General features: G+C 56.4%; 23 protein-coding genes. 5 read left to right on the top strand and 18 right to left on the bottom strand.

Going from position 1 to position 19,112, the window contains the following annotated elements; translation table 11 throughout:
- Positions 1-68: 68 nt before the first annotated feature.
- The 5 genes from INF73_RS12680 to INF73_RS12660 form a co-directional block, all read right to left on the bottom strand.
- Positions 69-1,022, bottom strand: a complete 954-nt coding sequence (locus INF73_RS12680) for a transketolase family protein (protein ID WP_045259691.1) — start codon at positions 1,020-1,022, stop codon at positions 69-71.
- A complete protein-coding gene (locus tag INF73_RS12675; RefSeq protein WP_028013942.1) occupies positions 1,015-1,845 on the bottom strand; it encodes a transketolase in 831 nt (276 codons plus the stop codon). Before INF73_RS12675 ends, INF73_RS12680 begins: the two co-directional genes overlap by 8 nt.
- Positions 1,842-3,233, bottom strand: coding sequence for a PTS ascorbate transporter subunit IIC (locus INF73_RS12670; RefSeq protein WP_045631476.1), 1,392 nt, complete (start codon positions 3,231-3,233; stop codon positions 1,842-1,844). Before INF73_RS12670 ends, INF73_RS12675 begins: the two co-directional genes overlap by 4 nt.
- A gap of 21 nt (positions 3,234-3,254) precedes the next feature.
- On the bottom strand, positions 3,255-3,527 hold the full coding sequence (locus INF73_RS12665) for a PTS sugar transporter subunit IIB (protein WP_100169933.1): 273 nt from the start codon (positions 3,525-3,527) through the stop codon (positions 3,255-3,257).
- An 80-nt stretch (positions 3,528-3,607) separates the two neighbouring features.
- The gene (locus INF73_RS12660) at positions 3,608-4,051 is read right to left on the bottom strand and encodes a PTS sugar transporter subunit IIA (protein WP_047367993.1); all 444 of its coding nucleotides are present in this window, start codon (positions 4,049-4,051) and stop codon (positions 3,608-3,610) included.
- 232 nt (positions 4,052-4,283) lie between these two features.
- Between INF73_RS12660 and INF73_RS12655 the strand changes: the two genes are divergently transcribed.
- On the top strand, positions 4,284-5,303 hold the full coding sequence (locus INF73_RS12655) for a LacI family DNA-binding transcriptional regulator (protein WP_028013946.1): 1,020 nt from the start codon (positions 4,284-4,286) through the stop codon (positions 5,301-5,303).
- A 3-nt stretch (positions 5,304-5,306) separates the two neighbouring features.
- On the opposite strand, the gene yfcD is transcribed toward INF73_RS12655, so the two are convergent.
- The 3 genes from yfcD to yfcF are packed head-to-tail and all read right to left on the bottom strand — an operon-like array spanning position 5,307 to position 7,180.
- Complete coding sequence (yfcD, locus tag INF73_RS12650; RefSeq protein WP_006811396.1) at positions 5,307-5,873, bottom strand: NUDIX hydrolase YfcD; 567 nt, start codon at positions 5,871-5,873, stop codon at positions 5,307-5,309.
- A 55-nt stretch (positions 5,874-5,928) separates the two neighbouring features.
- Positions 5,929-6,480 carry a phosphodiesterase gene (gene yfcE / locus INF73_RS12645; RefSeq protein WP_028013947.1) on the bottom strand — a complete coding sequence of 184 codons (552 nt, stop codon included), beginning with the start codon at positions 6,478-6,480 and terminating at the stop codon, positions 5,929-5,931.
- Positions 6,481-6,535: 55 nt separating this feature from the next.
- Positions 6,536-7,180, bottom strand: a complete 645-nt coding sequence (gene yfcF, locus INF73_RS12640) for a glutathione transferase (protein ID WP_047367994.1) — start codon at positions 7,178-7,180, stop codon at positions 6,536-6,538.
- 140 nt (positions 7,181-7,320) lie between these two features.
- Between yfcF and yfcG the strand changes: the two genes are divergently transcribed.
- The 4 genes from yfcG to INF73_RS12620 all read left to right on the top strand — a co-directional run bounded on the left by yfcG (position 7,321) and on the right by INF73_RS12620 (position 9,855).
- On the top strand, positions 7,321-7,950 hold the full coding sequence (gene yfcG / locus INF73_RS12635; protein ID WP_028013949.1) for a GSH-dependent disulfide bond oxidoreductase: 630 nt from the start codon (positions 7,321-7,323) through the stop codon (positions 7,948-7,950).
- Between the two features lie 75 nt (positions 7,951-8,025).
- Positions 8,026-8,394, top strand: a complete 369-nt coding sequence (folX, locus tag INF73_RS12630) for a dihydroneopterin triphosphate 2'-epimerase (RefSeq protein WP_028013950.1) — start codon at positions 8,026-8,028, stop codon at positions 8,392-8,394.
- A 13-nt stretch (positions 8,395-8,407) separates the two neighbouring features.
- Positions 8,408-9,301, top strand: coding sequence for a TIGR01777 family oxidoreductase (locus INF73_RS12625; RefSeq protein ID WP_047367995.1), 894 nt, complete (start codon positions 8,408-8,410; stop codon positions 9,299-9,301).
- A 44-nt stretch (positions 9,302-9,345) separates the two neighbouring features.
- A complete protein-coding gene (locus tag INF73_RS12620; RefSeq protein WP_047367996.1) occupies positions 9,346-9,855 on the top strand; it encodes a GNAT family N-acetyltransferase in 510 nt (169 codons plus the stop codon).
- A 99-nt stretch (positions 9,856-9,954) separates the two neighbouring features.
- Here INF73_RS12620 and hisP read toward each other — a convergent pair whose 3' ends face one another.
- The 10 genes from hisP to folC all read right to left on the bottom strand — a co-directional run bounded on the left by hisP (position 9,955) and on the right by folC (position 19,105).
- Positions 9,955-10,728 (bottom strand): histidine ABC transporter ATP-binding protein HisP, encoded by a 774-nt coding sequence (gene hisP / locus INF73_RS12615; protein ID WP_010433274.1) that lies wholly within the window; start codon positions 10,726-10,728, stop codon positions 9,955-9,957.
- An 8-nt stretch (positions 10,729-10,736) separates the two neighbouring features.
- The gene (locus tag INF73_RS12610; protein WP_193541787.1) at positions 10,737-11,453 is read right to left on the bottom strand and encodes an ABC transporter permease; all 717 of its coding nucleotides are present in this window, start codon (positions 11,451-11,453) and stop codon (positions 10,737-10,739) included.
- A complete protein-coding gene (locus INF73_RS12605; protein ID WP_028013954.1) occupies positions 11,450-12,136 on the bottom strand; it encodes a histidine ABC transporter permease HisQ in 687 nt (228 codons plus the stop codon). Before INF73_RS12605 ends, INF73_RS12610 begins: the two co-directional genes overlap by 4 nt.
- Before the next feature lie 87 nt (positions 12,137-12,223).
- The gene (hisJ, locus tag INF73_RS12600; protein ID WP_047367997.1) at positions 12,224-13,006 is read right to left on the bottom strand and encodes a histidine ABC transporter substrate-binding protein HisJ; all 783 of its coding nucleotides are present in this window, start codon (positions 13,004-13,006) and stop codon (positions 12,224-12,226) included.
- A 213-nt stretch (positions 13,007-13,219) separates the two neighbouring features.
- Entirely contained in the window at positions 13,220-14,002 is a 783-nt protein-coding gene (gene argT / locus INF73_RS12595; protein ID WP_028013956.1) for a lysine/arginine/ornithine ABC transporter substrate-binding protein ArgT, read from the bottom strand.
- A 290-nt stretch (positions 14,003-14,292) separates the two neighbouring features.
- The gene (locus INF73_RS12590; protein WP_048958028.1) at positions 14,293-14,862 is read right to left on the bottom strand and encodes a UbiX family flavin prenyltransferase; all 570 of its coding nucleotides are present in this window, start codon (positions 14,860-14,862) and stop codon (positions 14,293-14,295) included.
- Between the two features lie 88 nt (positions 14,863-14,950).
- Entirely contained in the window at positions 14,951-16,468 is a 1,518-nt protein-coding gene (gene purF / locus INF73_RS12585; RefSeq protein ID WP_014884664.1) for an amidophosphoribosyltransferase, read from the bottom strand.
- Between the two features lie 33 nt (positions 16,469-16,501).
- On the bottom strand, positions 16,502-16,990 hold the full coding sequence (gene cvpA, locus INF73_RS12580; protein WP_000262116.1) for a colicin V production protein: 489 nt from the start codon (positions 16,988-16,990) through the stop codon (positions 16,502-16,504).
- A 164-nt stretch (positions 16,991-17,154) separates the two neighbouring features.
- Positions 17,155-17,847, bottom strand: a complete 693-nt coding sequence (gene dedD, locus INF73_RS12575) for a cell division protein DedD (protein ID WP_045259684.1) — start codon at positions 17,845-17,847, stop codon at positions 17,155-17,157.
- The gene (folC, locus tag INF73_RS12570; protein WP_028013959.1) at positions 17,837-19,105 is read right to left on the bottom strand and encodes a bifunctional tetrahydrofolate synthase/dihydrofolate synthase; all 1,269 of its coding nucleotides are present in this window, start codon (positions 19,103-19,105) and stop codon (positions 17,837-17,839) included. Before folC ends, dedD begins: the two co-directional genes overlap by 11 nt.
- Between the last annotated feature and the right edge of the window lie 7 nt (positions 19,106-19,112).

Genomic DNA, 19,112 nt, shown 5'->3' with positions numbered 1-19,112 from the left:
ACCTTAGGCCCGGTAAGCGCCAGCGCCACCGGGCAACAAAAAGGCGACCACACGGTCGCCTTTTTTTATTACAGCAGCTCCCGCGCCGCCGACACAATGTCATGCGCCGTCAGGCCATACTCTTTTTGCAGGAAGTCCTGTGTGCCCACCTGGCCGTAACGCTCCTTCACGCCCACGCGACGCATCGGCACCGGGCAGGTCTCCACCAGCACTTCCGCCACCGCTGACCCGAGACCGTTGTGAATACTGTGGTTTTCGCAGGTGACGATGCGCCCGGTTTTCTCGGCATAGTTTTTCACCAGCATCCGATCGATAGGCTTCAGGGTAAACATGTCGATGACCGCCGCACTTACCCCCTCCTGTTCAAGCTGGCGCGCCGCCTCCAGCGCTTCCGCCACCATGATGCCGTTGGCAATGAGCGTGATATCGCTTCCCTCGCGCAACACGTTGCCTTTGCCAATGGTGAAGGTTGAGCCCGGCGCATAGACGCTCGGCGCCTGCTTGCGGATGGTGCGCACCCAGTAGAAGCCTTCGAGATCGATAAGCTGGCGCAGCACATCCTCGAACATCACCGCATCGGTAACTTCCAGCACCACCGAATGCGCCAGACCGCGCACGATGCCCATATCCTCGAAGGACATGTGCGTCCCGCCGTTGTGGCAGGCCGTCACGCCCGCATCCGAGGCAATCACCTTCACGTTGTTGCGCTGGTAGTCCAGGGACATAAACAGCTGGTCGAAGCAGCGACGGCTGGCAAACGCGGTGAAAGTGTGCACGAACGGCTTACGGCCGGTGAGCGACAGCCCCGCCGCAGTGCCGATGACGTTGGCCTCCATAATGCCGCAGTTAATCACGTGCTGCGGATAATCGCGCGCTACGCCGTCCATCGCCATTGAGCTCATCAGGTCCGCTTCCAGGGCGATAATCTCGCTGCCGGCCTCAATCTGCTTTGCCACAAAGCCCGCGTAGACTTTGCGCATCTCAACGGCGTCTTTCTGTCCTGCCGGTGCAACCTTAATCATGTGAAGCCTCCAGTTGGCGAATGGTCTCATTGAGGGCCGCTTTGCTCTCCGCGGTCAATCGCAGGTGGTGCGAGTTGCTAAGCTGTTCCAGGTACGGCACCCCCTGCCCTTTGATGCTGTCGAGGATCACCACCCGCGGACGCGCATCGGCCTCCGGTACCCTTGAAGTCACCTTCAGCAGTGCCGGAATGTCGTCCCCTTTGACCGTCACCACGTCAAAGCCAAAGGCGCGGAATTTGCCCTCCAGGTCGAAGGCACAGATGATTTCGTCCAGTTCGCCGTCGAGCTGCTGTTTGTTCCAGTCCACGAACACGGTCAGGTTGTTCAGACGATGGTGAGCGATAAACTGGAACGCTTCCCAGCACTGGCCTTCGTTCAGCTCGCCGTCGCCAACGATGCAGAAGACCCGATTCGGTCGCCCGGCCAGCCTGTGCGAGAGTGCCATACCGCCCGCAATGGAAATCCCCTGCCCCAACGAGCCGGTGGTGGCATCCACGCCGCGCGTTTTCAGGCGGTCCGGGTGGCTGGGCAGACGCGTGCCGTTCTGGTTCAGCGTGCTCAGCTCTTCAACCGGGAAGTAGCCCTTAATCGCCAGGGTGCTGTAGAGCGCCGGGCCTGCATGACCTTTCGACAGCACAAAGTAATCGCGCTCAGGCCAGTCCGGATCCGCCGGGTCGATCTTCATCACGGCGCCGTACAGCACCGCCAGGGTTTCCACCACCGACATGCTGCCGCCGTAGTGCCCAAAGCCCAGCTGCGTCAGAGATTTGAGGGTTTCAAGACGGATCTGACGCGCCAGTTCGGTTATCTCGTTCTCATTCATGATTTGGCTCCGGTATTTTCCTGCGCGTTACTACCCGCAGGTTTGTTTTTCGCGAAGATGTTGTAGGCCACCAGCAGCGCGAACAGCGCCACAACCAGCCCGGTGATGGCAAGCGGTGACAGGAAGCGCGCCAGGTTGCCCAGCACAATCCCGACCGCGCCGAAGTCGGCGTCCGAGAAGGTGGTGTTAGCAAAGCCAATCGCACCCAGTACCGGCAGCAGCAGGACCGGGAGGAAGGTAATCAGCAGGCCGTTAGCAAAGGCGCCTATCATTGCCCCGCGGCGTCCACCGGTGGCGTTACCGAACACGCCCGCCGTTGCGCCGGTGAAGAAGTGCGGCACTACGCCCGGCAGGATCAGCACCCAGCTAAACTGACCGCAGATCAACAACCCCACAATTCCCCCGAGGAAGCTGAACAGGAAGCCAATCAGCACCGCGTTTGGCGCATACGGGTAGACCACCGGGCAGTCCAGCGCCGGACGCGCGTTCGGCACCAGTTTTTCCGAGAAGCCGGTAAAGGCCGGGACGATTTCCGCCAGAATCAGGCGCACGCCCTGCAGGATGATGAACACGCCCGCCGCGAAGGTGATCGCCATGATGATGGCGTACACCAGGTAGTTTTGCCCGCCGCTGAAGGTGGACTCCACGTACTCACGCCCGGCGCTTACCGCCATGATCAGGTAGATAATCATCATGGTCAGGGAGATGGAGATCGAACTGTCGCGCAGGAAGCTGAGGTTCTTCGGCAGGTTCATCTCTTCGGTGGAGCGCGAGCCTTTGCCGACCCTGCTGCCAATCCAGCCGGACAGCACGTAGCCCAGCGTACCGAAATGACCGAAGGCGATCTCATCGTTGCCGGTAATACGCTTCATATAGCGCTGCGCAATCGCCGGGAAAAAGGCCATAATCAGGCCGAGGATCAGCGAACCGGTAAATACCAGCCCTACTCCCTCGAAGCCTGCGACCGTCAGGATCACGCCAATCATGCACGCCATGTAGAAGGTGTGGTGCCCGGTCAGGAAGATGTACTTCAGGCGGGTAAAGCGCGCGACGACAATGTTCGCCACCATGCCGAAGGCCATGATCAGCGCGGTCGAGGCGCCGTATTTTTCCAGCGCGATCGACACAATCGCTTCATTGTTTGGAATAATGCCCTGGATATTAAAAGCGTGCTCAAACATGCCGCCTAACGGGTTTAACGACCCCACCAGCACCGTGGCGCCACCGCCCAATACAATAAAGCCGAGAATCGTTTTAATTGTGCCTTTTACGACATCAGAAAACGCTTTTTTCTGCGCGACCAGACCAATTAACGCAATTAAACCCACCAGCACCGAAGGGACTTTTAAAATATCGACAACGAAATTCAGCGTTTCAAGGATAAACATATCCACCTCGCCTTATCAGGGTTATTGTCTGTCGAACCAGGCGCGCAGCTGCGCTTCGAGTTCGTTGATATCAATGATGTTGTTAATCACCACCAGCTGGCTTTCCGGCACGCTGGCGCTGGCCGCAATGTCTTTCGCCATCACGAACAGGTCCGCCGCGCCCGGCGTGGCGGAGGAGAGATCGGAGTGTTCAACCTCGGCCTCAATGCCCAGCTTTTTAAGCACCTTTTTAATGTTCATTTCGACCATAAAACTGCTGCCCAGGCCAGAACCGCAAATAGCCATGATTTTCATTGTTGTCCCCTTATTTTGAGTAGAGCACGCCCCATCACGCTGGCGCGTAATGTTGTGAATAATCGGATTAAAAATTTAAATCAGAAGCGGTCAATAATGGTTTTAATGTCCTCCAGGGTATTCGCCTGATGTAATTTCTCCATATCTTCGTCGCTGGAAAATAATTCAGCGAGCGCGGATATCATTTCGATATGGCTATGTTTATCCGGTGCCGCGAGCATAATAATCAGATCGACAGGGTCAAACTCTCCGGCACCAAAAGAGACGCCCTGTTTTAGTTTTAGTAATGACAAACCCAGTCCTTTGGCGCCTTCCTCCGGCCGCGCATGCGGCATGGCTAGCCCTGGTGCCAGCACATAATAGGGTCCTAACGTATGGTGCTGCTGAATGATTGCCGTCACGTATTCCGGTGCAATCACCTGCAGATCCAGCAGCGGTTTCGCGCATATCTCCAGCGCCTGTGGCCAGCTTTCCACGCTATCCTGCAGCGTGATGGTTGTATCATATATCCACTTTTTGAGCATTTTCCCTCCCGCCAAACGCTAAAGATGGGCAAACTTTATTCAACCCATCAATCATTGACTGCGATCGCGATCACAAAGATAGCGCTACCAATTACCAACATGCAGAAATGTGATAGCGCTATCAAAATGTAATCATGGTGTGAAATCACAGCAAAAAAAGGGATTTAAGGCGTATACTGCCTGTCACCTGAAATGAAGGAAAAAAGAACGCGTCTGGTCAGCAGGAAGGTGTATGTCTTTAACCCGAAAACGGCGCAGTACCGGAAAAGTCACGCTCGCTGATGTCGCGCAGCTTGCCGGAGTCGGCACGATGACCGTCTCCCGTGCGCTCCGCACGCCCGAACAGGTTTCCGATAAACTGCGTGAAAAAATTGAAGCTGCGGTGCAGGAGCTGGGCTATATGCCCAATCTCGCCGCCAGCGCACTGGCATCCGCGTCCTCATGGACGATTGCGATGGTTGTTCCCAACCTTTCCGAAGCCGGTTGCTCTGAAATGTTTGCGGGCCTACAGCAGGTGCTGCAGCCCGCCGGATACCAGATTATGCTGGCAGAGTCCCAGCATCGGCTTGAGCAGGAAGAGAAGCTGCTTGAGACCCTGCTGGCGTCAAATATCGCCGCCGCGATTTTGCTCAGCGTCGAGCACACCGACACCGTTCGCCACTGGCTGAAAAACGCCTCGATTCCGGTAATGGAGATGGGTGCGATGCGCGCCGATCCGATCGATATGAATATCGGGATCGATAACGTGGCGGCCATGTACGAGCTGACGGAAATGGTGATTAGGCGCGGCTACCAGAATATCGGCCTGCTGTGCGCCAACCAGGAGCAGTGGATTTTCCAGCAGCATTTGCAGGGCTGGTACAAGGCGATGCTGCGCCATCATCTGTCGCCGAACCGGGTGATTAACGCGGCGATGCCGCCGAGCTTCTCGACCGGCGCGGCACAGCTGCCAGAGTTCTTGCTGGCGTGGCCGGAGCTGGATGCGCTGGTGTGCGTATCAGACGAGCTGGCCTGCGGCGCGCTGTATGAGTGTCAGCGTCGACGCATTAAAGTGCCGGACGATCTGGCTGTCGTGGGCTTTGGCGATAGCGACGTGAGCCGCGTCTGCCAGCCGCCGCTGACGACGATGGCGGTACCGCATCGAAAGATTGGGATTGAGGCAGGTAAAGCGCTACTGGAACGTCTGAATGACGGAGACTGGCGCGACCAAAAAACCATCGCGTCCAGCCTGTGCCTGCGGGAAAGCTGTTAAGGCTTACTCAGCCTCTTCCTCTTTTTCCGCTTTGTTTTCCGGCTTAGCGGATTCGTTTTTGGCGTTGCGGGTCATCCACAGCGCCAGCGCTTTTAACGAATCCGGCGTGAACTCGTCGCAGCGGGCGGTAATCTCTTCCGGCGTCATCCAGCAGACTTCGCTCACTTCCTCTTCCTGCAGGGCGAAAGGCCCATGGGAAACGCAGCTAAACAGTCCACCCCAGACGCGGCAATGTTCGTCTTCGAAATAGAACTGCCCGTGCTCGGCAAACGGCACCCCGGCGATACCTAACTCTTCTTCCGCTTCACGACGTGCGGAATCCAGCAGCACTTCATCGGCCTGCACGACGCCGCCTGCGGTGGCATCAAGCATGCCCGGAAGAAAATCTTTGGTGTCCGTGCGGCGCTGGACCAGAATCTTGCCCATGCCGTCATGCACAACGATGTACGTTGCACGGTGACGCAGGCGCTCTGCACGCATTTGTTCGCGGCTCGCCTGCGCGATCACTTCATTTTCTTCGCTGACAATGTCAACCCATTCAGTACTTGCCAAATGATTCTGCTCCACCATCGGGAAACCTTCTCGTCTAAGCGCTCTTTCGGCGCGTTTGCAGTTGTGGTGTAACTTACGGATTAATCGCTACCTGCGCAATAACTTGCTGATCATTAAGTGCGATAACGCTCAGGGTATTTCCATCCAGCAGGCCATAGCTCGCAGGATATCCGCCTTTCGGGATGCTGACCGACCCCGGATTAAAGTGATAAATCTCACCGCGTTTTTCAGCCACCGGAATATGAGTATGGCCGTAAACCAGGACATCGCCAGCCGCGAGCGCCGGGAGATTATCCGGGCCGAAAAGGTGTCCATGGGTCAGAAACAGGCGGCTGTTTTCCAGCAGAACCTGTTGCCATGGCGCGGTAAGGGGAAAATGCAGCAGCATCTGGTCGACTTCGCTGTCGCAATTACCGCGAACGGCGATAATGCGCGAGGCAAACGGGTTAAGCTTTTCCGCCACCTGCGCCGGGGCATAGCCTTCCGGCAGCGCATTACGCGGACCATGATTTAACACATCCCCCAGAATCACCAGCCATTGGGCCCCGCTTTGCGAAAACAGAGAAAGCACTCGCTCGGTCGCGGGCAGCGATCCATGGATATCTGACGCAAACATCAGTTTCATCCGTCACTCCCTGGTAAAAAAACTCCCCTTATCATACCTGAAGCGTCAGGGCTTATCAGCCCGCGCGCTTAGCGGAGAGTGCCACATAGCGCTGTACGGAGGCTCGCTGCCACTGGAACGCCGCATAGTCCACCAGCAGTTGAGGGACCTCATCGCCGTTGAGGATCAAACGGTTCAGCATCAGCGCCAGATCGGTATCGGCAATACACCATTCACCGAACAGGTTCGGGTTGCCGTGAGCGAGCAGCGAGGCTGCAGTTTCAATCAGCTTTTGCGCGCTGTCGACGCCTTCTGCGCTGAGCGCTGGCTTTTTCACACCGGCAAACACGACATCCGTGGAGCGCTCGACGCGAATCGGCACCAGGTCGCTACGCAGCCACGCCTGGATCTGCCGGGCTCGGGCGCGCTTTTGCAGATCGTGAGGATAGATGCGCTCCCACTCCGGCGGCGCAAAACGATCTTCCAGATATTCATCGATCGCCGAGGATTCGCTCAGTGCAAAACCATCCAGTTCCAGCACCGGCACGCGTCGCGTCAGGTCGTAACCCTGCCACTGGGGTTTGAGGTGTTCACCACCGTCGAGATCGACGGTCTTCAGCGTAAAAGAGAGCCCCTTTTCGGCCAGCGCGACGTAAACGCTCATAACATAGGGAGAAAAGAAATTTGCATCGGACCACAACGTAATTACGGGCTGGTTCATAACATCCTCATCGGCTGATCGGTTTTTACTCAACATATAATCTCTTTGCTTCGCTGTCACTTGATGAAAACTCACGATTTACAACAAGCACCTATACTCATTTGTCATGGCACCACTATTCGCATGGACAGGAGTTGAGAATGATTGACCTTTATTACGCCCCTACCCCAAATGGCCACAAGATCACCCTCTTTCTCGAAGAAGCCGAACTGGATTACAGAATCATCCGCGTGGATATCAGCAAAGGCGAACAGTTCAACCCTGTGTTTTTGGCTATCTCGCCCAACAATAAAATTCCGGCCATTATTGATAGCCAGCCGGCGGACGGAGGCAGGCCGTTAAGCCTGTTTGAATCCGGTGAAATTTTGCTTTATCTGGCAGAGAAAACCGGCAAGCTGCTGAGCGGTGAACTGCGCGAGCGTCACCACACTCTGCAGTGGCTTTTCTGGCAGTCAAGCGGCTTTGGGCCGATGCTGGGGCAGAACCACCACTTCACCGCCTTCGCGCCGCAGACTATTCCCTACGCCATTGAGCGATATCAGGTTGAAACCCAGCGTCTTTACGGCGTTCTGAACCAGCGGCTGGAGAAAACGCCGTGGCTCGGGGGCGACCATTACAGCATTGCCGATATCGCCTGCTGGCCGTGGGTAAATACGCATGATAAACACCGGATTGACTTAGCGTCTTACCCGGCGGTGAACAACTGGTTTGAGCGTATCCGGACCCGCCCGGCCACCGAACGCGCAATGCAAAAAATCCAGCAGGTTTAATCACCTATGAGGCTGGGTGGCTGAGAGGCTCTCATGTATTATGGGCGGGAAATACTGACACGGAGAAGACCTGCAATGTCACAGCCAGACGCTATTATTCGTATAAAAAATTTACGCTTGCGCACGTTCATTGGTATCAAAGAGGAAGAGATTGCCAACCGTCAGGATATTGTCATTAATGTGGTGATTCACTACCCGGCAGACAAAGCGCGGGCCAGCGAAGACATCAATGACGCGCTGAACTATCGCACGATAACCAAAAACATCATCCAGTACGTGGAAAACAACCGCTTCTCGCTGCTGGAAAAATTAACCCAGGATGTGCTCGATATCGCACGCGATCATCACTGGGTCACTTATGCTGAAGTAGAGATCGATAAACTTCACGCCCTGCGCTATGCCGACTCCGTCTCCATGACGTTAAGCTGGCGACGCCAGGCGTAAACCTGGAGGTTGTATGAAGATTCTGCTGACCGGCGGTACAGGCCTGATTGGGCGCCATCTCATTGCGCGTTTGCAGGCGCTGCATCACGACATTACCGTAGTGACCCGCAGCCCGGAGAAAGCGCGCCAGGTGCTGGGCGCGGGGGTCGATATCTGGAAAGGGCTGGCCGATCGGCAGAATCTGGACGGCTTCGACGCCGTCATCAACCTTGCGGGCGAACCCATCGCCGATAAGCGCTGGACCGAAGAGCAGAAACAGCGGTTGTGCAGCAGCCGCTGGAACATCACCGAGAAGCTGGTTGAGCTGATTCGCAACAGCCAGACCCCGCCGTCGGTGCTGATTTCAGGCTCTGCGACGGGCTATTACGGCGATCTCGGCGAAGTGGTGGTGACCGAGGAAGAGCCGCCCCACAACGAGTTCACCCATAAACTCTGCGCCCAGTGGGAGCGTATCGCCTGCGCGGCGCAAAGCGATAATACCCGCGTCTGCCTGCTGCGTACCGGCGTGGTGCTTGCGCCGAAAGGCGGCATTCTGGGTAAAATGCTTCCGCCCTTCAGGCTGGGGCTCGGCGGGCCGATCGGCAACGGGCGACAGTACCTGGCCTGGATCCATATCGACGATATGGTGAACGGCATTATCTGGCTGCTGGATAACGATCTGCGCGGGCCGTTTAACATGGTTGCGCCGTATCCGGTGCGAAATGAACAGTTTGCCCACGCGCTGGGGCATGCCCTGCATCGCCCGGCGATATTACGCGTGCCTGCGACGGCGATTCGCTTGTTGATGGGCGAAGCGTCTGTTCTGGTACTGGGCGGTCAGCGCGCGCTGCCAAAACGGCTGGAGGCGGCCGGGTTTGCGTTTCGCTGGTATGACTTAGAAGAGGCACTGGGGGATGTGGTACGCTGAATATGTTACAGTGATACGCCATGTTCCGATGAAATGGCGTAACAATGGCAACCATCACCACTCCCCGGCTTCATCTCACCCCTTTCGAACCCTCTGACTGGGCGTTCTTCCGCTCGCTGCGCGAAAACCGCGACATTATGCGCTATATGGCCGCGATTGCGCCTGAGAAAGAGACCCGACGCGTGTTTGCCGCACGCCTGATGGCGGAGCATGTCTTCGTGATCCGCTTTCTGAATGAAGATACGCCACTCGGCGATATCGGCCTGCAAATCAGCCCTGAGAATCGTGAAGAGGCGGACATCGGCTACACGGTTGTGCCTGCCGCGCAGGGAAAAGGCATCGCCAGCGAGGCGCTGCGCGCGGTATGTGACTACGCGTTTAACCAGACCGGCGTGAAGGCGATTAACGCGTACGTGCTGGCGGACAACGGCGGGTCTGTGCGGGTGCTTGAGAAAGCCGGGTTTGTGCGCACGCAGGTGCTTGAAAAGGCGTATGAGATTGACGGTGTGCGGTATGACGACTGGGTGTATCGCCTGGAGTGTGGTGCGGCCTGAATGCCGTGCGGCACTGCGTTTGCCCGGCCTGGGGTTTTGTAGGCCCGGTAAGCGAAGCGCCACCGGGCGATTGGGCTGCACTGCGGGCTGATGCCCTCTTTATTTCAGAGATCCTTTAAGGAACTGCTGCAAACGCGGGCTCTGCGGGTTTGCCAGCACCTCGTCAGGGTGCCCCTGCTCTTCAATTTTCCCCTGATGCAGGAAAATCACGTGGTTCGAGACGTTACGGGCGAAGCCCATCTCGTGCGTCACCACCACCATCGTTTTGCCCTCTTCGGCCAGCTTCTGCATGATGCGCAGCACTTCGCCCACGAGTTCCGGGTCCAGCGCGGAGGTCGGTTCGTCGAACAGCAGCACTTCCGGCTCCATCGCCAGCGCGCGGGCGATAGAGACACGCTGCTGCTGGCCGCCGGAGAGATGCACCGGGTATTTCATCTGCTGGCGCTCGTCGATACCCACTTTCGCCAGGTATTTCACCGCGCGTTCCCGGGCTTCCTGCTTGCTTAAGCCGAGCACCTGAACCGGCGCTTCCATCACGTTCTCCAGCACCGTCATGTGGCTCCAGAGGTTGAAATGCTGGAACACCATCGTCAGGCGCGTACGCAGCAGGCGCAGCTGATGCTTATCCGCCACCTTCAGCTGGCCGTCTTTGTCACGCACCAGGTTGATGTTCTGCCCGCTCACCACAATCGAGCCTTCGCTCGGCTTTTCGAGGAAGTTAATGCAGCGCAGGAAGGTACTTTTACCCGAGCCGGATGAACCGATGATACTGATTACGTCGCCTGCGTTAGCCTGCAGCGACACCCCTTTCAGCACTTCATGTTCGCCGTAGCGTTTGTGCAAATCAATAACGTTTAATTTGTTCTCAGCCATCATCTTTCTCAGTGCGTCGAAGAAGGTTTTATATGCTGCAACCAGCGTTTTTCAGCCTTACGGAACAGGCTAATCAGAACATAAGAGATAATTAAATAGAGCACCGCCGCAATGCCAAACGCGGTAAACGGCTGATAGGTCGCGGAGTTGATATCGCGCGCGATTTTGAGCAGGTCCGGCACCGTGGCGGTAAAGGCGAGCGCGGTGGAGTGCAGCATCAAAATCACTTCGTTGCTGTAGGCCGGTAGCGCAATGCGCAGCGCCGACGGCAGAATAATGCAGCGGTAAAGCTTCACCGAGGAGAAGCCGTACGCGCGCGCCGCCTCGATCTCACCGTGCGGCACGGAACGAATGGCCCCGGCGAAAATCTCGGTGGTATAGGCGCAGGTGTTGAGCGTTAGCGCCAGCACCGTACAATTCAGGCCACTGCGGAAGAACGCATTCAGCATTTCCGTGCCTTTTACGATCTCCAGCGTATACATCCCCGAATAGAACACCAGCAGCTGCACGTACAGCGGCGTGCCGCGAAACACATAGGTAAACAGCCAAATCGGGAACTGAATAAATTTATTGTTCGACACGCGACCGATGGCGAGAAACACCGCCAGAATGCCGCCCATCACCACGGAAGAAATCAGCATCCAGAGTGTGATCGCCACGCCGGTAAAGCGGTAGCCATCCGTCCACAGCAGGGATTTCCAGTATTCCTGAATAATCTCAATCACAGGTCAGCCCTCTTCACACCCACGGAGTAGCGACGCTCGAGCAGAAGCAGCACACCATTGGAGACGGTCGTAAAGACCAGATAGATCGCTCCGCAGACCACCGCAAAGTAGAACGGCTCCCAGGTGCTCTTGCCCGCCAGCTGAGTCGCTTTCACGACGTCTTCCAGACCGAGCAGAGAGACCAGCGCCGTCGCTTTGAGGATAACCTGCCAGTTGTTACCGATGCCCGGCAGCGCATAGCGCATCATGGCCGGGAACATAATCCGGCGAAACGTTTGTGAAGAGGTAAAACCAAATGCGGTTGCCGCTTCAATGTGTCCTCTGGGAACCGCCATATAAGCGCCACGGAAGGTTTCCGTGAAGTAGGCACCGTAGATAAAACCGAGGGTGATAATACCGGCCACCATCGGGTCGATATCAATTTGTCCCATGCCCATCGCATCCGTCACGCTGTTCAGGGCAATCTGCAGGCCGTAAAAAATAAGCAGCATCAGCACCAGATCGGGTACGCCGCGAATGAGCGTGGTATAGCCTTCGAAAATGAGCGCCAGCGGTTTGTTAGCCGAAAGCTTCGCCCCTGCGCCCGCCAGACCTATCAGCACCGCCAGCACCACGGAGCTGATAGCCAGCTCAAGGGTGACAAGCGCGCCCTGTAAAATAACGCCAGAAAATCCGTACAGCATACCGCGAGCCCTGTCGTATCGTGAGTGGTAAACCGTGTCTTATCCCCTCCCCCAGCGGGAGGGGCCGCACGTTATTTGACGGAGCGATTAGCCGCCGTACACATTGAAATCGAAGTACTTTTTCGCCAGTTTGTCGTAGGTACCGTCAGCGCGCATTTCAGCAAACGCTTTGTTCAGCGCCTCACGCAGTTCGTTGTCTTCCTTACGCAGGCCCATACCGGTACCCACGCCAAAGAGCTTCTCGTCCTTAATGGACGGACCGCCGAACTTGTAATCTTTGCCTACCGGCTGCTTCAGGAAACCTTCGCTTGCCGCGACTTCATCCTGGAATGCCGCATCAATACGGCCTGCCGTCAGGTCTGCGTAAATATTTTCCTGGCCCTGATAGGAGACGATTTCGATCCCCTTCGGCGCCCAGTGTTCGTTACCGTAAGTTTCCTGCGTGGTGCCCTGCAGCACGCCCACGCGTTTCCCCTTCAGCGACTCGAGGGTCGGTTGAATGTCAGAAGACTTAGCCACTACCAAACGTGAATCGGCCGCATAGAGCTTGTCGGTGAAGGCAATCTCCTGCTGACGTTTCTCGGTGATGGAAAGCGAGGACATAATCACGTCTATTTTTTTTGCTTTCAGGGAAGGGATCAGCGCATCCAGCGGGTTCTCTACATAAGTACACTGTGCTTTGATGCGTTTGCACAGCTCATTGGCCAGATCGATGTCAAAACCCACCAGTTCACCCTTTGAATTCTTCGATTCAAACGGCGCGTAGGTGGGATCGGTGCCAATACGAATTTTCTGCGGAATGGCTGCGAAGGCCGCGGTGGCGCTGGAAAAGGCCAGTACCAGAGATAATGACAACACGAGTTTTTTCATATTTGTCCTCAACAAACTGTCTTCATACGGTTTTTTTACGACGACGGGGTGGGGTTAATGTGCCATTAATCCACGCTGTCAGGCAAAGAATAATGCCTTTCAGACGGGAATTTTTGCATTATAAATGCTTAAGTATGCACGTAGTGACCCAATATGGTGCACAAATTGCACCATATTGAATCATCCACACCCGCGACGCACCACGCTGGTGCGTTAGTCACCGTAGACGTTGAAGTCGAAGTATTTCTTCGCCAGTTTGTCGTAGGTACCGTCTTTGCGCAGCTCCGTGAATGCTTTGTCAAAGGCGGCTTTCAGCTCTTTATCGTCCTTACGCAGGCCGATGCCGGTGCCGTCACCAAAGTATTTTTTGTCTTTTACGGACGGGCCCGCAAAGGCGTAATCTTTACCGGCCGGCTGCTTCAGGAAGCCTTCGCTCGCCGCGACTTCATCCTGGAACGCGGCATCCAGACGGCCTGCCGCCAGGTCAGAGTAGATCAGATCCTGGTTCTGGTAAGCCACCACGTCGACGCCCTTCTCGCGCCAGTTGGCATTCGCGTAACCTTCCTGGGTCGAGCCCTGGAGCACGCCCACATGCTTGCCTTTCAGCGAGTCGATGGTCGGCTGGATCGGGGAACCTTTCGCGGCAATCAGACGCGAATCCGCAGCGTAGAGCTTGTCAGAGAAGGCAATCTCCTGCTGGCGTTTTTCGGTGATGGAGAGAGAAGAGATAATGGCGTCGATTTTCTTTGCCTTCAGCGACGGGATTAACGCGTCGAAGTCGCTGCCCACCCATGTGCATTTCACTTCCATACGTTTGCACATTTCATTTCCCAAATCGATATCAAACCCCACGAAATCGCCTTTCGCATCCTTGGAAGAGAATGGCGCGTAGGTTGCGTCTGTACCGATACGAACCGTCTGTGGAAGCGCTGCGTAGCTACCTGCCGCCGCACTTAACCCCACCAGCAAAGACAGAGCCAGAACCGTCTTCTTCATACATTTACCCTCAAGTACCGTGATTTTATTATGTATTGTGTTGTGTGTTGTGTTGCAGGCTTCTCTTGCAGGTCTTATGCCACATTGCCGTCTGGTCAAAACTTCGACGTTAAATATGTTAATAAAACGTTGCGATATTGCCTTAATGGTGAAAGATAGCAGGTATGCCGAACGAACCGGAAAGAGAAAAAGGGAAAAAGCGAATTAAATGTCGAGGATATGATCGCCGTTGCATAATTGCCCTGAAACAGGGCAACGTCTCTTTTCATGCACAGCATTTGTGCACAGAATCAGGCTCCCTGCCAGCGGGTGAAGAGGTCTTCGGGCAGGTCGATGTCAAACTGATCCAGCACGCGATTGACGGTCTGATTGATCACATCGTCCAGCGACTGCGGTCTGTGATAGAACGCCGGCACCGGCGGCATGATCACTGCGCCCAGCTCGGCGGCCTGGGTCATGAGGCGCAGATGGCCCAGGTGCAGCGGCGTTTCCCGCACGCAGAGCACCAGCGGGCGGCGCTCCTTCAGCACCACGTCCGCCGCGCGCGTTACCAGCGTGTCGGTATAGCTGTTCACAATCCCGGAGAGCGTTTTGATTGAACAGGGCAGGATCACCATACCGGCGGTTTTAAACGAGCCTGAGGAGATGCTGGCGGCGATATCGCGGGCATCGTGAACCACGTCCGCCAGCGCCTGGACATCGCGCAGGGAGAGATCCGTTTCAAGGGAGAGGGTTTGCCGCGCCGCCTGGCTCATCACCAGATGCGTTTCCACTTCTGCCACGTTACGCAAAACCTGTAGCAGGCGTACGCCGTAAATCGCGCCGCTGGCACCGCTGATGCCTATTATGAGTCGTTTCATGATTTCGCCCTTGCTGAATTCTGGGCTGACTGTGCAGGATTTTGCGGGGAGTTGCAAGTGAGGGCGAGCGCCCTCACCTGCGGAGAGATTAACCTTCGTTGTGCATCTCTAAGCTTTCGAGATCGTTTTGCAGCTGAACGGCTTTCGCATCGTCGTTGCGCAGCGAATCAAGGTAGTCGAGGTACTGCTGGTCAACGTCTTTCGTCACGTAGACGCCATTGAACACGGAGCATTCGAACTGCTGAATCTCCGGGTTCTCGGCGCGCACCGCGTCGATGAGATCGTTCAGATCCTGGAAAATCAGGCCGTCGGCCCCGATGATCTGGCGAATCTCATCCACTTCACGGCCGTGAGCAATCAGCTCGTTGGCGGTTGGCATATCTATGCCGTACACGTTCGGGAAGCGAATCTCCGGCGCGGCAGACGCCAGGTAGACTTTCTTCGCACCCGCTTCGCGCGCCATCTCGATAATCTGCTCAGAGGTGGTGCCGCGAACGATGGAGTCATCCACCAGCAGAACGTTTTTGTCGCGGAATTCCGCGCGGTTGGCGTTCAGTTTGCGGCGCACGGACTTACGGCGCAGGTGCTGGCCCGGCATGATAAACGTGCGGCCAACGTAGCGGTTCTTCACGAAGCCCTGACGGTACGGCTTGTCCAGAATTCGGGCGATCTCCAGGGCGATATCGCAGGAGGTTTCCGGGATAGGAATCACCACGTCGATGTCGAGATCGTCCCACTCGCGGGCAATCTTCTCGCCGAGCTTCGTGCCCATATTGACGCGCGCGCTGTAGACGGAAATCTTGTCGATGAACGAATCCGGACGGGCAAAATAGACGTATTCAAACAGGCACGGGTTGCTGACCGGGTTGTCGGCACACTGCCGGGTGAACAGCTGGCCCTTCTCGGTGATATACACCGCTTCGCCCGGCGCAACGTCGCGCAGGAATTCGAAGCCCAGGGTATCCAGCGCCACGCTCTCAGAGGCAACCATATATTCGGTACGGCCATCGCCGAGGTCGCGCTTGCCCAGCACCAGCGGACGAATGCCGTTTGGATCGCGGAAGGCGACCATGCCGTGACCGATGATCATCGCCACGCAGGCGTACGCACCGCGGATCTGGCGGTTGGTCGCGGCAATGGCAGCGAAGATATTGTCTGCTTCCAGCGGGTAGTGACGGAAGTTATCCAGCTCGCTGGCGAACACATTGAGCAGGATTTCTGAATCAGAGGTGGTGTTAATGTGGCGACGTTTCTCTTCGAACAGCTTCTTACGCAGCTCATGAGCGTTGGTCAGGTTGCCGTTATGGGCAAGCGTGATGCCATACGGTGAGTTGACGTAGAAAGGCTGTGCCTCAGAGGCGCTGGAACTGCCAGCAGTAGGATAACGAACGTGACCGATCCCCATATTACCTTGCAGACGCTGCATATGGCGGGCTTCAAACACATCGTTTACCAGGCCATTGGCCTTACGTAAACGGAAGCAGTTGTTTGCATCAATGGTGATGATACCCGCAGCATCCTGCCCACGGTGCTGAAGCACCGTTAACGCGTCATAAATCGACTGGTTTACCGGCATGAAACCGGCGATACCGACAATACCGCACATTCGTCTTTTCCTCGTTAAGCCACATCTCAGGGTTTATGCCCTGGGCAAAAAACTCGACGAGCTTTGCAGATAGTCAAAGAACCATCTGATGATGAAGCTGAACTCTGGAATGAGCTGCGATTTTTGCCAGTCTTCGCTTTTGGAGAACCCGGTGAAGGTATCCAGGAAGAACAGGATCGCGGCCACAATCAGCACGCCTCGTAATGCCCCGAAACAGATCCCGAGTACCCTGTCCGTTCCTGACAGACCGGTTTTCTCGACCAGCTGACCTATCACGTAATTCACGATAGCGCCGACAATCAGCGTCGCGATAAACAGCACCGCGATGGCGATTCCATTTCGGACCAGTTCATCTTCAAAGCCCGTGAACCAGACAGACAGGTAAGTGTAGTAATGACTGGCAACAAAGAAAGCACAACCCCAGGTTACCAGCGATAACGCTTCACGAACAAAGCCACGGATCAGGCTAACCAGACAGGAAAAACCAATCACCGCAATGATGGCGTAATCAATCCAGACCATATGTGTCCCACGATTAAACGCCCTGTCATCCAGTTCGGGGCGAATTCTAACAGAAAAAGAAAACGTTTGCGTAGGGATTTCCTTCCCGCGCGTAAATAAAAAAGGCGCTGAAAAAATGTTCAACGCCGTGGCTTATCGCCTCTCTCTAAAGGAGCAGGTCGTACTTAGTTCGCGCTGTAGCTCATCACCACACCACTCAGCCCGGAGATCTGCTTCAGCTCGCCCAGCGACCCTTTCAGCTTGTCTTTCGACGCCTCCGGCCCCACGAGGATACGGGTAATTTTACCCTGTACCGGCGTGGAAGGTGAAGTGTAAACGCGATAGCCCGCGCTGCGCAGTTTACCGACAACCTCGTTGACTTTATCGGCGTTTTTCAGCGCCCCCAGCTGCACAACGTAGGCTTTGCCGGTCGGCGCTGCGTCTTGCTTCGCAGGTGGTGGAGTTTCAGACGCTGCAGCCAGCTGCTCTGCTGCTTTATCTCGCTGTTGCTGAGGCTTCGGCTGCGGTTTCTCTACCGGCTTCGGTTTTTCAACAGGCTTAGGCTTCTCTACCGGTACCGGATCGATCTCGATGTTGTTATTCGCCGCCAGACGCGACGGGTCGAGTGACGGTGCAGCGGCATCGCCCGCGCGAACTTCTTCCGCCGCCCCTTCAGGCGGCTGAGCAGGCAGCGCCTGAGTCGCCGCAGGCAGCATATCCGGCTCATCGCGGTCGCCCGGCTTCGGCACCAGCGGAATGGCTGCAAACTCGTCCTGATAATGTTTTTTCTGCCCGTCGAGCAGCCCGGGAAGAATAATCACCCCGAGCGCGACCAGCACAATGGTTCCTGTTAAACGGTTCTGAAACTTACTCGCCACCGGTTCTCCCCGCATCCATCACTTCCATGACATGTGCCACCGTGTGGAAAGAGCCACACACCAGCACGGTATCTTCTGGTTTAGCATCCGCCATCGCGGCATGCCAGGCCTGCGCCACGCTACTGTAGATTGCACCTTTGCCGAGATGTTCCATCAACTGCTCAGCTGTCGCACCGCGCGGCCCCTCCAGAGGAGCACAATACCAGCTATCGACCACACTCTCCATGCAGGCCAGCGTGCCGCCGATATCTTTATCATGAAGCATACCGATAACCGCCAGCACGCGCCCGGTTTTTGGTAACGATTTGAGACGTCCTGCGAGATACGCCGCCGCATGCGGGTTGTGCGCCACGTCCAGAATCAGACGCGGTGACTCGCTGACTATCTGGAAACGACCGGGCAGCAGCGCATTCTGAATGCCGTCACGGATCGCCTGCTCACTTACAGCTAATCCGCTGGCGCGCAGTGCCGCCAGCGCGGTTGCCGCGTTAGGCTGTGGCACCTGCGGCAGCGGCAGATTCTCCAGAACGCCCTGCGCATCGCTAAAGCGCCAGCCGTTGCCCTGCACCTCATACTGCCAGTCAACGCCTCGGCGCAACAGATGTGCGCCCTTCTCTTTCGCCACGTCGGCAATGGTATGCGGCATGTCCGGCTCGCCCACCACGGCAGGCTTATTCGCCCGGAAAATACCGGCCTTTTCGCGGCCAATGCTTTCACGGTCCGGGCCCAGCCAGTCGGTATGATCCAGCGCGATGCTGGTGACCACCGCCACGTCCGCATCCACCATATTGGTGGCATCCAGACGCCCGCCCAGCCCCACTTCCAGGATCACCACGTCCAGCTGCGCCTGTTTGAACAGCCACAGCGCCGACAGGGTGCCGTATTCAAAATAGGTTAATGAGGTTTCCCCGCGCGCCGCTTCGATAGCCGCGAACGACGCCGTATGGGCAGATTCCGCCAGCTCGGTGTTCTGCACCCGCACGCGCTCGGTATAGCGCACCAGATGCGGTGAGCTGTAAACGCCAACCTTGTACCCCGCCGCCATCAGGACTGACTCCAGCGTGCGGCAGGTCGTCCCTTTACCGTTAGTACCTGCAACGGTGAACACGAACGGAGCCGGTTTCAGCACGTCGAGACGCGCGGCAACCTGGCTTACGCGCTCAAGGCCCATATCGATGGTTTTACTGTGCAGGTTTTCCAGATAAGAAAGCCACGCGGCCAGGGGCGACGTGGCTTGGGGAATGCTTTTATTTTCCATAATGCCC

Source organism: Enterobacter cloacae complex sp. P6RS (assembly GCF_014982245.1).
Taxonomy (GTDB): domain Bacteria; phylum Pseudomonadota; class Gammaproteobacteria; order Enterobacterales; family Enterobacteriaceae; genus Enterobacter; species Enterobacter bugandensis.
Note: the sequence above shows the minus strand (reverse complement) of the source record. Positions and strands in the feature narration are given on the sequence as shown.

Excerpts from the sequence above, each read along its gene's own strand:
- argT (WP_028013956.1), bottom strand. The coding sequence starts at position 14,002 with ATGAAGAAGACGGTTCTGGCTCTGTCTTTGCTGGTGGGGTTAAGTGCG.
- cvpA (WP_000262116.1), bottom strand. The coding sequence starts at position 16,990 with ATGGTCTGGATTGATTACGCCATCATTGCGGTGATTGGTTTTTCCTGT.
- yfcD (WP_006811396.1), bottom strand. The coding sequence starts at position 5,873 with ATGGTGGAGCAGAATCATTTGGCAAGTACTGAATGGGTTGACATTGTC.
- INF73_RS12655 (WP_028013946.1), top strand. The coding sequence starts at position 4,284 with ATGTCTTTAACCCGAAAACGGCGCAGTACCGGAAAAGTCACGCTCGCT.
- INF73_RS12590 (WP_048958028.1), bottom strand. The coding sequence starts at position 14,862 with ATGAAACGACTCATAATAGGCATCAGCGGTGCCAGCGGCGCGATTTAC.
- INF73_RS12620 (WP_047367996.1), top strand. The coding sequence starts at position 9,346 with ATGGCAACCATCACCACTCCCCGGCTTCATCTCACCCCTTTCGAACCC.
- folX (WP_028013950.1), top strand. The coding sequence starts at position 8,026 with ATGTCACAGCCAGACGCTATTATTCGTATAAAAAATTTACGCTTGCGC.
- INF73_RS12665 (WP_100169933.1), bottom strand. The coding sequence starts at position 3,527 with ATGAAAATCATGGCTATTTGCGGTTCTGGCCTGGGCAGCAGTTTTATG.
- INF73_RS12675 (WP_028013942.1), bottom strand. The coding sequence starts at position 1,845 with ATGAATGAGAACGAGATAACCGAACTGGCGCGTCAGATCCGTCTTGAA.
- hisJ (WP_047367997.1), bottom strand. The coding sequence starts at position 13,006 with ATGAAAAAACTCGTGTTGTCATTATCTCTGGTACTGGCCTTTTCCAGC.
- INF73_RS12605 (WP_028013954.1), bottom strand. The coding sequence starts at position 12,136 with ATGCTGTACGGATTTTCTGGCGTTATTTTACAGGGCGCGCTTGTCACC.
- INF73_RS12660 (WP_047367993.1), bottom strand. The coding sequence starts at position 4,051 with ATGCTCAAAAAGTGGATATATGATACAACCATCACGCTGCAGGATAGC.
- yfcE (WP_028013947.1), bottom strand. The coding sequence starts at position 6,480 with ATGAAACTGATGTTTGCGTCAGATATCCATGGATCGCTGCCCGCGACC.
- INF73_RS12670 (WP_045631476.1), bottom strand. The coding sequence starts at position 3,233 with ATGTTTATCCTTGAAACGCTGAATTTCGTTGTCGATATTTTAAAAGTC.
- yfcF (WP_047367994.1), bottom strand. The coding sequence starts at position 7,180 with ATGAACCAGCCCGTAATTACGTTGTGGTCCGATGCAAATTTCTTTTCT.
- yfcG (WP_028013949.1), top strand. The coding sequence starts at position 7,321 with ATGATTGACCTTTATTACGCCCCTACCCCAAATGGCCACAAGATCACC.
- folC (WP_028013959.1), bottom strand. The coding sequence starts at position 19,105 with ATGGAAAATAAAAGCATTCCCCAAGCCACGTCGCCCCTGGCCGCGTGG.
- hisP (WP_010433274.1), bottom strand. The coding sequence starts at position 10,728 with ATGGCTGAGAACAAATTAAACGTTATTGATTTGCACAAACGCTACGGC.
- INF73_RS12680 (WP_045259691.1), bottom strand. The coding sequence starts at position 1,022 with ATGATTAAGGTTGCACCGGCAGGACAGAAAGACGCCGTTGAGATGCGC.
- purF (WP_014884664.1), bottom strand. The coding sequence starts at position 16,468 with ATGTGCGGTATTGTCGGTATCGCCGGTTTCATGCCGGTAAACCAGTCG.
- INF73_RS12625 (WP_047367995.1), top strand. The coding sequence starts at position 8,408 with ATGAAGATTCTGCTGACCGGCGGTACAGGCCTGATTGGGCGCCATCTC.